The 11,412-nt window shown below is 63.7% G+C and carries 12 protein-coding genes and 1 tRNA gene; 10 read left to right on the plus strand and 3 right to left on the minus strand.

What is annotated here, in order from left to right; all coding sequences use genetic code 11:
* Position 1: 1 nt before the first annotated feature.
* Complete coding sequence (locus G8E03_RS11085; RefSeq protein ID WP_166191716.1) at positions 2-880, minus strand: branched-chain amino acid ABC transporter permease; 879 nt, start codon at positions 878-880, stop codon at positions 2-4.
* A gap of 334 nt (positions 881-1,214) precedes the next feature.
* On the opposite strand from G8E03_RS11085, the gene edd reads away from it, so the two are divergent.
* The 3 genes from edd (at position 1,215) to G8E03_RS11100 (ending at position 4,300) form a co-directional block, all read left to right on the plus strand.
* The gene (gene edd, locus G8E03_RS11090) at positions 1,215-3,038 is read left to right on the plus strand and encodes a phosphogluconate dehydratase (RefSeq protein WP_166191719.1); all 1,824 of its coding nucleotides are present in this window, start codon (positions 1,215-1,217) and stop codon (positions 3,036-3,038) included.
* Between the two features lie 64 nt (positions 3,039-3,102).
* Positions 3,103-3,738 (plus strand): bifunctional 4-hydroxy-2-oxoglutarate aldolase/2-dehydro-3-deoxy-phosphogluconate aldolase, encoded by a 636-nt coding sequence (eda, locus tag G8E03_RS11095; RefSeq protein WP_166191724.1) that lies wholly within the window; start codon positions 3,103-3,105, stop codon positions 3,736-3,738.
* Positions 3,739-3,826: 88 nt separating this feature from the next.
* Positions 3,827-4,300 (plus strand): hypothetical protein, encoded by a 474-nt coding sequence (locus tag G8E03_RS11100; protein WP_166191729.1) that lies wholly within the window; start codon positions 3,827-3,829, stop codon positions 4,298-4,300.
* Positions 4,301-4,400: 100 nt separating this feature from the next.
* Here the strand turns inward: G8E03_RS11100 and G8E03_RS11105 are convergent.
* Positions 4,401-4,477 (minus strand) — tRNA-Ile (locus G8E03_RS11105).
* Positions 4,478-4,585: 108 nt separating this feature from the next.
* Between G8E03_RS11105 and G8E03_RS11110 the strand changes: the two genes are divergently transcribed.
* From G8E03_RS11110 to G8E03_RS11130, 5 genes are all read left to right on the plus strand, one after another.
* A complete protein-coding gene (locus G8E03_RS11110) occupies positions 4,586-5,011 on the plus strand; it encodes an ABZJ_00895 family protein (protein ID WP_166191732.1) in 426 nt (141 codons plus the stop codon).
* A 57-nt stretch (positions 5,012-5,068) separates the two neighbouring features.
* Entirely contained in the window at positions 5,069-6,097 is a 1,029-nt protein-coding gene (purM, locus tag G8E03_RS11115; RefSeq protein WP_166191735.1) for a phosphoribosylformylglycinamidine cyclo-ligase, read from the plus strand.
* Positions 6,094-6,690, plus strand: a complete 597-nt coding sequence (gene purN / locus G8E03_RS11120; protein ID WP_205793071.1) for a phosphoribosylglycinamide formyltransferase — start codon at positions 6,094-6,096, stop codon at positions 6,688-6,690. Before purM ends, purN begins: the two co-directional genes overlap by 4 nt.
* 90 nt (positions 6,691-6,780) lie before the next feature.
* Entirely contained in the window at positions 6,781-7,776 is a 996-nt protein-coding gene (gene gap, locus G8E03_RS11125; protein WP_166191738.1) for a type I glyceraldehyde-3-phosphate dehydrogenase, read from the plus strand.
* Between the two features lie 354 nt (positions 7,777-8,130).
* Positions 8,131-8,865 carry a helix-turn-helix transcriptional regulator gene (locus tag G8E03_RS11130; RefSeq protein ID WP_166191741.1) on the plus strand — a complete coding sequence of 245 codons (735 nt, stop codon included), beginning with the start codon at positions 8,131-8,133 and terminating at the stop codon, positions 8,863-8,865.
* Positions 8,866-9,039: 174 nt separating this feature from the next.
* On the opposite strand, the gene G8E03_RS11135 is transcribed toward G8E03_RS11130, so the two are convergent.
* On the minus strand, positions 9,040-10,143 hold the full coding sequence (locus tag G8E03_RS11135; protein ID WP_166191744.1) for an NAD(P)/FAD-dependent oxidoreductase: 1,104 nt from the start codon (positions 10,141-10,143) through the stop codon (positions 9,040-9,042).
* Positions 10,144-10,188: 45 nt separating this feature from the next.
* Here G8E03_RS11135 and mnmC2 point away from each other — a divergent pair, with 45 nt between their 5' ends.
* Complete coding sequence (gene mnmC2, locus G8E03_RS11140) at positions 10,189-10,881, plus strand: tRNA (5-methylaminomethyl-2-thiouridine)(34)-methyltransferase MnmC2 (protein WP_166191747.1); 693 nt, start codon at positions 10,189-10,191, stop codon at positions 10,879-10,881.
* A 41-nt stretch (positions 10,882-10,922) separates the two neighbouring features.
* Complete coding sequence (locus tag G8E03_RS11145) at positions 10,923-11,387, plus strand: hypothetical protein (RefSeq protein WP_166191750.1); 465 nt, start codon at positions 10,923-10,925, stop codon at positions 11,385-11,387.
* The last annotated feature ends 25 nt before the right edge of the window (positions 11,388-11,412 follow it).

The raw sequence follows: 11,412 nt of genomic DNA on the forward strand, positions 1-11,412 counted from the left end.
CTTACACCTTTTTCTGCGCGATTTGTGCGAACAGTCCACCGGGGCGCAGGATCAGCACGAGCAGCATCAGCGCATAGGGCGCGATCTGGGAATAGCCCGATGGGGCGTAGCGTGCCGCGAACTGTTCGATCACGCCGATCAGCAGACCGCCCAGCAAGGCACCGGGCAAGCTGCCGAACCCGCCGATCACAGCCGCCGCGAATGCCTTGATCCCGAACAGCAACCCCACCGAAGGCTCCACCGCGCCCTTGGCCGCGAACAACACGCCCGCGATGGCGGATACGACGCCGGACAGGCCCCAGACGATGGAGTTCACGCGCTTCACCGGGATGCCCATATAATAAGCCGCCATCTGGTTTTGCGATGACGCCTGCATCGCCACGCCCAGACGTGTGCGGCCAAAGAACAGCCACAACACGAAGGTCAGCCCGCAGGTCGCCAGAATGATCAGCAGGTCCGCGACCGCCAGCGTCAGACCGCCCAGCGACAGGATTTCCCCAGCGAAGGGCGTCTCCAGCGACACCGGATCATAGCCCCAGATCGTTCCCGCGACGAAGCGCAGCACGAAGCCGAGGGCGATGGTCAGGACCACCATGGCGAATTGCGGTTGGCCGAAAATGGCGCGCAGCACGAACCGGTCCAGCGCATAGGCGATCAGACCCAGACACAGCGACGCGGCCACCAGTCCCAGCAGGAACGGCAGGTCGCCCCGGTCCTCGTTGATGAACGCGATGCCCAGAAACGCGCCGAACATCAGCATATCGCCCTGCGCGAAGTTCACGGCCTCGGACGCTTTGTAGATCAATACGAAACCGAGCGCGACCAGACCGTAGATACAGCCGTTCGCAACACCGCCGATAAGCAGTTGCAGCGCATCCATCCTGCGCGATCCTCCCATGTTGGGGCCCGGTCGTTAATCGCCGTGGCCTCCGTGACCTGAGCATGACAAAGAGGCTTTCGTTTGCAAGAGGGTATCGCGCACTTTTGTTTCGTTACGTTAGGGAAACTCTGTCTGACCTACAGCGCCCCAACACGTGCAAGTCCTACGAAACGCACGCCATTCCCTGCCATCCACAACCCTCGCAATGCGGGCGCGGAGCATTCGCCCAATATCAGGGCATTCGCCCTTACGCTTGTGGGTTTGCCATGTGCGCACTATGCTTACCCCAAGTCACTTCGGCAAAGTGTCGAGTGTCAGAGCACAGGAGATCCACATGTCGGTTCGTGCAGAAATTCAAGCAGTAACAGACCGGATCGTCGAACGGTCCAAGCCCCTTCGCGAACCCTATCTGGACCGAATGCGGCGGGCCGTCGATCAGGGGCCGAATCGAACTGCGCTGTCGTGCGGAAACATGGCGCACGTAACCGCCGGATGCGGACCGCAGGACAAGGAATCCCTCAGCTTCACGCCCGTGGCGAATATCGGCATCATCACCGCCTATAACGACATGCTGTCGGCGCATAAACCCTATGAAACCTATCCCGAGCTGATCCGGCAGACCGCCCGTGCGGCGGGCGGTGCGGCGCAGGTCGCGGGCGGGGTGCCTGCGATGTGCGACGGCGTCACGCAGGGGCAGCCGGGCATGGAGTTGTCGCTGTTCTCACGCGATGTGATCGCGCTGGCCGCCGGGGTCGGGCTCAGCCACAATGCGTTCGACGCCGCGATGTTCCTGGGCATCTGCGACAAGATCGTGCCGGGTCTGGTGATCGCCGCCGCGACGTTCGGGCATATCCCGTCGGTCTTCGTGCCCGCGGGGCCGATGCCGTCAGGTCTTCCCAATGATGAGAAGGCCGCCGTGCGCCAGCAATTCGCCAAGGGTGAGGTTGGTCGGGACGAATTGATGAAGGCGGAGATGGCCTCCTACCACTCGCCGGGCACCTGCACCTTCTACGGCACGGCAAACACCAACCAGATGCTGATGGAGTTCATGGGCCTGCACCTGCCCGGCGCCTCCTTCGTCAATCCCGATACCGACCTGCGCGAGGCCCTGACCACCGCCGCCACCAAGCGGGCGTTGCAGATCACCGCAGGCGGCAACGCGTTCACGCCGGTGGGCGAGGTGCTGAACGAAAAGGCATTCGTCAACGGCATGGTCGGGCTGAACGCCACCGGCGGCTCCACAAATCTGATCCTGCATATGGTTGCCATGGCACGCGCGGCGGGCATCGCCATCACGTGGGAGGACATGAGCGACATCTCCTCCGTCACGCCCTCAATGGCAAAGGTCTATCCCAACGGTCTGGCCGATGTGAACCAGTTCCACGCGGCGGGGGGCCTGCAATACATGATCCGTGAGCTGCTGTCCGAGGGGCTGGTCCACGACGACGTGCTGACCATCGTCGGACGCGGTCTGCACCATTACACCAAGGAACCCACAATCCAGAGCGGTGAGATCGAGTGGGTGGAGGCACCGGAGAAATCCGGCAATGACATGATCCTGCGCCCCGTTTCCGCCCCGTTCCAGAAAACCGGTGGACTGACCCTACTGCGCGGCAACCTCGGCACCGCTGTCATCAAAACCTCCGCCGTGAAGCCGGAGCGCCGGGTGGTTGAGGCCCCTGCCCGCATCTTCCACTCGCAGGAGGAGGTGAAGACCGCCTTTCAGGCCGGGGAACTGAACCGGGACGTGATCGTTGTGGTGCGTTTTCAGGGCCCGAAGGCGAACGGAATGCCCGAGCTTCACTCCCTCACCCCGCCGCTGGGCGTCTTGCAGGACAAGGGGTTCAAGGTCGCCCTCGTCACCGATGGCCGCATGTCCGGCGCATCGGGCAAGGTGCCCGCCGCCATTCACCTCAGCCCCGAGGCCGCCGATGGCGGTGCCATCGCCCGGCTGCGCGACGGTGACATTCTGCGCGTCGATGGTGAGGCCGGAACGCTGGAGGTGATCGGCGTTGATCTGGATACGCGTGAGGTCGTGACCGCCGATCTGACCGGCAATTCCTTCGGCATCGGGCGGGAGTTGTTCGAGACGTTCCGCCAGAATGTCGGCCGTGCCGCTGGCGGCGCCAGCGTCCTGCACCCCGAACCCGTCGCATGATGTCGTTCCCGCCGGTGCCCCCGGCGGGAAAATCGCAAGACTTCCGAAAGCGCAAGGAAACACAATGACCCTGTCCACCTACGATCTCGCCTGTTCCGCTCCGATGATCCCGGTGATCGTCATCGAGGATATCGCCCATGCCGTTCCACTGGCGCAGGCGCTGGTGGCTGGCGGCATCAAGGTGCTGGAGGTGACGCTGCGCACCCCCGTGGCACTGGACGCGATCCGCGAGATTATCGCCAATGTTCCAGACGCTATCGTCGGCGCGGGCACGCTGCGCACCCCGGCGGATGTCGATGCCTGTCTGAAGGCCGGCTGCACCTTCGGCGTATCCCCCGGCGCGCCCGATGCGCTGATGCAGGCCGTCGCCACGAACAAGTTCCCCTTCCTGCCCGGCTGCGCCACCCCGACCGAGGCGATGAGGCTCGCCGATCAGGGGCATGAGGTGGTCAAGTTCTTCCCGGCTTCGGCGGCCGGCGGCGCGCCGATGCTCAAGGCGCTGTCCAGCCCGCTACCGAACGTGAAGTTCTGCCCCACCGGCGGTGTCAGCCTCGACAATGCGAAGGATTATCTGGACCTGCCCAATGTCGTTACCGTGGGCGGCAGTTGGGTCGCCCCCGTGCATCACATGATCGCCGGGGATTGGGACGCGATCGAGCAGATTGCGCGCAATACGGCGGCGACACTGGGGAATCGCTGACACCAGATGCCAGCCCCCGCACCTGGGGGCTTGGCTCATCGGAGGCGGGGCGATAGGGTCATACTCGATGCAACAGCCGGGATTGCCCATGCGGATCGCTTTCTTCCTTCCCCTGACATTGATGATCGCATGTACGCCCCCCGGTCAGGACCGGTCGGATCCGCGCCGCCTCTCCGCTCATGTCAGCCCGCGTGCGGGATGTGGCGTTCCCACATTGGCGGGTGGTGAGGCCGGCATCGGCTATGCCGGAATTCCCGCCACCCAATCGGCGCTGCTGGGACGCTGGGTCGATGGCGTGTGGGACGATACCGGGGCCTGCCACGCCCTGACCGTCGAACAGATCGCCACCGATGGCAGCGTCACCGCGACATTCGCCACCGGGGCCAGCGCGGTGGCCCCGCCGACCGCGCGGCGTGTGACGGGGCATGTGGATGCGGAGGGGGTGCTGGAACTGGAACTGCCCGATGGCAGTCGTGCGATCTACGCGCTGGACGGCGCGATTCTGCGCGGTGCTCATTTCAGGAACGAAGTGATGCGCCCCGTTGCCCTGGCCCGGGGATAGACGCTCGAAATCGGAATGCGACGCGGTTCGGCCCAAACTATCCCACGCGGCAAACACGTGGACCAAAAAACCTCAACATTTCAATGGCGAAAAAGCTGCATGGTAGGCCCGGCAGGACTTGAACCCGCAACCAAAGCGTTATGAGCGCTCTGCTCTAACCAGTTGAGCTACAGGCCCCCGCAGCGGTCCGACGGATACCAGACCGGGCACGGGCGTCAAGCATGATCGCGTCGTTGAGCCTGCCCACCAGCCGGGCTAAGGTCCCTCGAACCCGAAGGAGAGCCGATGTCCACCACCCCCCGCACCCCCTATCTGGGGACCTACATGATCTGGCTGCTGGTCGGCGTGATCGGCTGTATCGTTGTGCTGAACGCGCTGAGTCTGATCTTCGGCGTGGCGGTGGGCGGAGGTGCGATGGCCGCGATACCGCCAATGCTCGCAGCCATGAAGGTGGGTGAGAAGTGGGCAAGGGAGCGCGGCGTCGTTCCCCCAGCGGATCAGGCATGGCGCTGGTCGATCGTTGCCGCCATCGCCGCCCTGGCGTTCGAGATATTGGCCACTTTGCTGTATCTGGCCAGCATGGGCGGGCCCGTGACGTGGAGCTTAGCGGCGATCCTGGCCATGGGGCTGGCCCTGTTCACCATCGTGGTCATTTTCATCAATCGCTACTTCCTGGTCCTGTACGCAAAGCGGGTATTGAAGGTGAAGTGATGGACAGCCCCCGCCGCCGCCGCTAAACGGTCGCCAAGCAATCTGAGCGAGGGCGCCATGAGCAAACTGACCTATGCCGCAGCCGGTGTGGATATCGATGCGGGCAATGCGCTCGTCGACCGGATCAAGCCTGCGGCGAAGTCCACGGACCGCGCGGGCGTAATGGCCGGTCTGGGCGGTTTCGGCGGTCTGTTCGATCTGAAGGCGGCAGGCTACTCCGACCCGGTTCTGGTCGCCGCGACCGACGGTGTCGGCACCAAGCTGCGCATCGCCATAGACACCGGCCATGTGGCGGGCGTGGGCATCGACCTGGTGGCGATGTGTGTCAACGATCTGATCTGTCAGGGCGCGGAGCCGCTGTTCTTCCTTGATTATTTCGCCACCGGCAAGCTGAACGTCGAGGAAGCCGCGCAAGTGGTTCAGGGCATCGCAGAGGGCTGCCGCCTGTCGGGTTGTGCGCTGATCGGCGGTGAGACGGCGGAAATGCCGGGCATGTATCATGACGGCGATTTCGACCTTGCGGGCTTCAGCGTCGGCGCGATGGAGCGTGGCACCGCCCTGCCCGCCGGTGTCGGTGTCGGTAACGTGCTGCTGGGTCTGGAATCGTCAGGCGTGCATTCCAACGGCTACAGTCTGGTGCGCCGGATTGTGGCGGATGCGGGCCTGGGCTGGGACGCACCGTTCGGTGACGGAACGCTGGGTGAGGCCTTGCTGACGCCCACGCGCCTTTACGTAAAGCAGGCTCTGTCCGCGATCCGCGAGGGCGGCGTTCACGCGCTGGCTCACATTACCGGCGGCGGTCTGACGGAAAACCTGCCGCGCGCCCTGCCAAAGGATTGCGGCGTGCGGGTGAACCTCGACGCAATCACCCTGCCCCCGATTCTGGATTGGCTGATATCCAAGGCCGATCTGGATCAGGCAGAGGCCCTGAAAACCTTTAACTGCGGTGTCGGCATGGTCCTGATTGTGGCGGAGGGCGCGGTAGAGAATGTCACCGCCGCGCTGGAGGATCACGGCGAAAACGTCCTGCATCTGGGGGAGGTCGTCGCGGGTGAGGGTGTCTCCTATACCGGATCGCTGCGGTGAAACGTGTTGCTATCCTGATCAGCGGCGGCGGCTCGAACATGCTGCGCCTTCTGGACGGAATGCGTGACGGGGCGATCGACGCGCAACCGGTCCTCGTCCTGTCCAACAAGGTTGACGCCGGCGGCATCGCCAAGGCCGCCGCGCGCGATGTTCCCACGAAGGTCCTTCCGCATGTCGATTACGCCAAGCGCGAGGATTTCGACGCGGCGCTACACGATGCCCTGATCGACGCGCGGCCCGACATCATCTGCCTTGCCGGTTTCATGCGCATTCTGACGCCGGGCTTCACGGCAAAGTGGGAGGGTCGGATGATCAACATCCACCCCTCGCTCCTGCCGCTGTTCCGGGGGCTTCACACCCACCGTCGCGCCATCGAGGCGGGCGTGGCCGTGCATGGCTGCACCGTTCACGGCGTCACGGCGGAGCTGGACGACGGCCCGATCTACGGTCAGGCCACCGTGCCCGTCACGCCGGACGACACCCCCGAAACACTGGCTGCGAAGGTTCTGGTGCAGGAACACCGACTGTACCCTGCCGTCCTGTCCGAACTGTGCGCCGATCGCGTTCCCCGCCTGTCACTGGGCGCGGTTTGAGCGCCTCGGACTGGACACGGGGCGCGCGACTGGTATCTATCCCCCCAATACCCGCGACGTGGCGTCACGGGACAACATGAGGAGAGTTTCATGGTCAAGGTAGCCATCAACGGCTTCGGTCGCATCGGACGCAACGTATTGCGCGGTATCATCGAGAGCGGACGCACCGATATCGAAGTCGTGGCGATCAACGATCTGGGTCCGGTCGAGACGAACGCCCACCTGTTGCGCTATGACAGCGTGCACGGCCGGTTTCCCGCCACCGTGACCGTGGACGGCGACACCATCGACGTGGGCCGCGGCCCGATCCGGGTGACCGCCATTCGCAACCCCGAGGAACTGCCCTGGTCCGACGTGGATGTGGCGCTGGAATGCACCGGCATCTTCACCGCACGTGACAAGGCGGCGATCCACCTCAAGAACGGCTCGAAGAAGGTCCTGATCTCCGCCCCCGGCGCGAATGCGGACAAGACCATCGTCTACGGTGTAAATCATGAGACGCTGACGGCGGACGATCTGGTCGTCTCGAACGCATCATGCACCACGAACTGCCTCAGCCCCGTCGCGGATGTGTTGAATCAGGCTGTGGGCATCACCAAGGGCTTCATGACCACAATCCACTCCTATACGGGCGACCAGCCGACGCTGGACACGATGCACAAGGATTTGTATCGCGCCCGCGCCGCCGCCCTCAGCATGATCCCGACCTCCACCGGAGCGGCGAAGGCCGTGGGTCTGGTTCTGCCGGAACTGGCGGGCAAGCTGGACGGCGTCGCGATCCGCGTGCCGACGCCCAACGTCTCCGTCGTCGATCTGACCTTCGAGGCGAGCCGCGCCACCACCATCGAGGAAGTGAACGCCGCCATCCGTGAGGCCGCCGATGGCCGTCTCAAGGGGGTACTGGGCTACACTGACGAAAGCCTGGTGTCCGTGGACTTCAACCACGATCCGCATTCCTCGATCTTCCACATGGATCAAACCAAGGTGCTGGAGGGGACCATGGTCCGCATCCTGACGTGGTATGACAACGAATGGGGTTTCTCGAACCGCATGGCCGACACGGCGGTCAAGATGGCGTCGCTGTAAGGGCACCCCATCCGAAAGTTCTCAGGGCGCACCCGACCGGTGCGCCCTTTTTCATGCCCGGCTTTTTTTCACCGGCTCACAGATGCCTGATTTGCAGCCGTCGGGCTTCACCCTCGTGCTCCTCAGGGACAATGCGGTGGCACTGCTATCAACGCTGCCCGTATCATCGGGTCGCAGGGCCGCCTTCGACCCGATGCGTCATTGCGTCACACAAACCACGGAATAAAATGGGTTTTTACACGTCCCGCGAATGCGTTACCAATACTACGCCGCAAAATCTGGGCAGAAAATGGAACGAAAGATGTAAATCAGGGATTGTTCCGTCATGCGACGATACGCATGGAGGAGCGAGAAATGAAACAGGTTACACTTGCTGCGGTTGAAGACTACATGCAGAAGCTGGCGGCCTGCGACACTTCGGATGATGTCTGGCAGGCCTGTATCGCCTTCTTTGACAGACATAACTTCGACAAGGCCAGCTATCATGTCATGCCATTTGCGTGGGAAACGTCGGACGATGCCCTGACGATCAGGACGAACGGCTATCCGGACTCTTGGGTGAACCACTATTTCGAGAACAAGTTGTGGCAAATCGACCCGATAGCGTCGACCGCCATGAACCGTTCATTGCCATTCTGTTGGTCGTCCCTGCGGGACATGCGCAAGCTGTCGGAGGTCGAGCAGAAATTCCTCGACGAACTGGACAGCCAAGTCGAAGGCGACGGCTACGCGGTGCAGGTTTTCGGTCCGAACGGTCGCAACGGCTATTTCGGTCTGGGTCTGCACATGGATTGCGACGACGGCAACCGGCGTGATCTGCGCGTGGTGCAGTGGGCGTGCCAGCTGACCCACCACCGCTATTGCGAGATGGAGGCCCAATCCGCCGCTCCCCTCTCTCGGCGTGAGCAGGAGGTTCTGTCCTGGGTCGCGCGTGGCAAGAGCAACAGCTCCATCGCGGATATCCTATCGATCTCCAGCTATACGGTGGATGCGTATATGCGCCGGATCTATCAGAAGCTGGGCGTCAATGACCGGGTCAGCGCGGCGATTCAGGGCTTGGGTTCAGGACTTATCAAGTCGGCCGCCTGAGATCGCCCGCCTCGGTACGCGCGACGGGCGCTGGCTGGTGCTACAGCCGCTTATGCGGTCGCGGATGCGATCATCCGCCGGATTTAGGCGCTGAGTCTATCTGCTTCAGGCGAACGGTTCCCGCGCGATCCCGAGCGGGCGTTCCCCTTCGATCTCAGGTACCGAAAATATGTGTCACCGCCCCAGATGCGCGGCAACGCGAAAACTGTCTGGCATGGCAATCCGACCTTCCATGATTTCGTCCACCAGAACCTGCCCGACCTTCTGTCCGATACCGAACCCAATCTTGAATGCGCCCAGTGCGGCATAAATGCCCCTGGTCCCGGGCACCGCCCCCAACATGGGGTCACGACCGTTGGCACGCGGGCGCAGACCTGCCCACCGGCGCACGACCCGCGCTTGCGCCAGATGTGGACTGATGGCGCAGGCCCGTGCGATCACATCGTCCAGCAGAGCGTCAGGACCGACACCTTCGAAATGCCGCTCACTGGTGGCCCCGATGGCGACGCCACCGCCCGCATGTCCGATCAGATACAATCCATCCGCATAGATCAGCGGCACGTCCTTCATATCCATGTCGAGCAAAGCGGCCTGACCTTTCTCCGCCCGGCCCGGAACCTCCCCAACCAAAGGTGACAGCAGATCGAAGCCCGCCACACCTGCGGCCAGAACGATTGCCTGCGCCTGGCGCGCCCCGTGATCCGTCTGTACGCTGCCCGAATGCACGGCGGTTACGGTGCACCCGGTCTCGATCACTGCGCCACCGCGACGGATCGCTTCCGCCAGTGCGAGGCACGTCAGATGGGGGTGCAAGCGTCCCGTCAGGTCGTCGTGCACGATGCCCGCCGGGGCTGCCTGAGGATGCAGCCAGTCGGGAAAGGCATCTGGTGGCAAGATCTGCATCCGCGCCGCCGTGCCCCAGTTTTCCTTCGCATCCGCGATCCGCGAAAGCGCCCGCTCCCGTCCGATTTCGTCCATCAGGGGCACCAGCCGGCCAACGCGGCCATAGCCGGTGGGCAGGCCGCTCTCATGTTCGACGGCCTTCAAGGCGTCGCCCAGAACGGTCAGGGCCTCGAACTGAAACTGTTTCTTGTCACCCCAGCGTTCGGGCATATGCGGTGCCAGGGCCCCCACGATGCCGCCGCTGGCCCCGTGGCCGACCTGAGGTCCGGCCTCCAGCACCAACACATTCAATCCCCGCGCCAGCGCCGCATATGCGGTCCACAAACCGAAGATTCCCGCCCCCACCACGATAATATCGGCCTTGTCGCGCGCCATTACACATGCCACCTGTCTGAAAGTTTCCGCAAACTAGGCCGCACGATGACCGAAAGCGACCCCCTTCGCCCCAGCCTGACCTGGCGGCAGGACGTACCCGTTTCCGAACGGTTCGACGACCCGTATTTTTCGCGAGAGAACGGGTTGGAGGAGACGCGCCACACCTTCCTGCGCGGCAACGATCTGCCCGAACGGCTGCGTCCGGGATTTCACGTCGCCGAGCTTGGCTTTGGCACCGGATTGAATCTGATGGCGCTGGCCGCCATTGCGCCCTGCCCGATCCAAATGACCTCCTTCGAGGCGTTTGCGATGGCGCCCGAGGATCTGGCCCGCGCCACGGCCCGCTGGCAGGATGATCTGGGACCGGTCCGTGCGGCGCTGCTGACGGCTTACGATCCGCGCGGCGGCACGTTCCAGATCGGCCCCGTCACATTGACCCTGCTGATCGGTGAGGCCGCGACGACCCTGCCCGACTGGACCGGCACCGCCGACGCATGGTTCCTCGACGGGTTCGCGCCTGCCCGCAATCCTGAACTCTGGTCCGATAATCTGATGCGACAGGTGGCACGCCACACCAGCGCGGGCGGCACATTCGCGACCTATACCAGTGCGGGGGCTGTGCGCCGCGCCCTGGGTGCCGCTGGCTTTACCGTTCGCAAGGTTCCGGGATTCGGTCGCAAGCGCGATATGAGCGTCGGTCGTCTGGACGCAACGCCAGGCTCAAAAACCGAACGATAGAGCGTCTGATGCGTTGCACTGCGAAACATAAGGGAACGTCCATGATCCGCACGATTACCAAAGCAATTGCCGCCACCGCGCTGCTCAGCGCCTGCACAACACCGGTGGCAGAGGTTGAAAGCGGGCCGCGCGTTTCCGGCACGCTGGGCTTCGTTTCGCAATGTACCGTACTGGAATCGCAGGCGGTCAAGGTCAGTGTTCCGGTAGATGGCAATGGCAAGGTGCTCGGCTCGCTGGGCGGCGGTCTGGCCGGAACGATTCTGGGACCGGTCGGCACTGCCGGTGGCGCCGCTGCCGGTGCGGCCGCCGGAACGGTCGCGGATCGCTATCTCGCCCGTGTCGATGGCGTGGAATATTTCGTGCGGCGCGATGATGCGGCCGAATTGTCCGTGACCCAGGACCTCGGCCCGGGGGAGAGTATCCTGCCCGCCGGATCCGAGTGCCGGATCCGCGCGGACCAGACCAGCGGCACGGCCCGCATCCTGCCACCCCTGCCCCAGCCGTGATTCCCACCCCGTCGGGCGGAACGTC

Source organism: Pontivivens nitratireducens (assembly GCF_011290545.1).
In the GTDB taxonomy this organism is placed as follows: domain Bacteria; phylum Pseudomonadota; class Alphaproteobacteria; order Rhodobacterales; family Rhodobacteraceae; genus Pontivivens; species Pontivivens nitratireducens.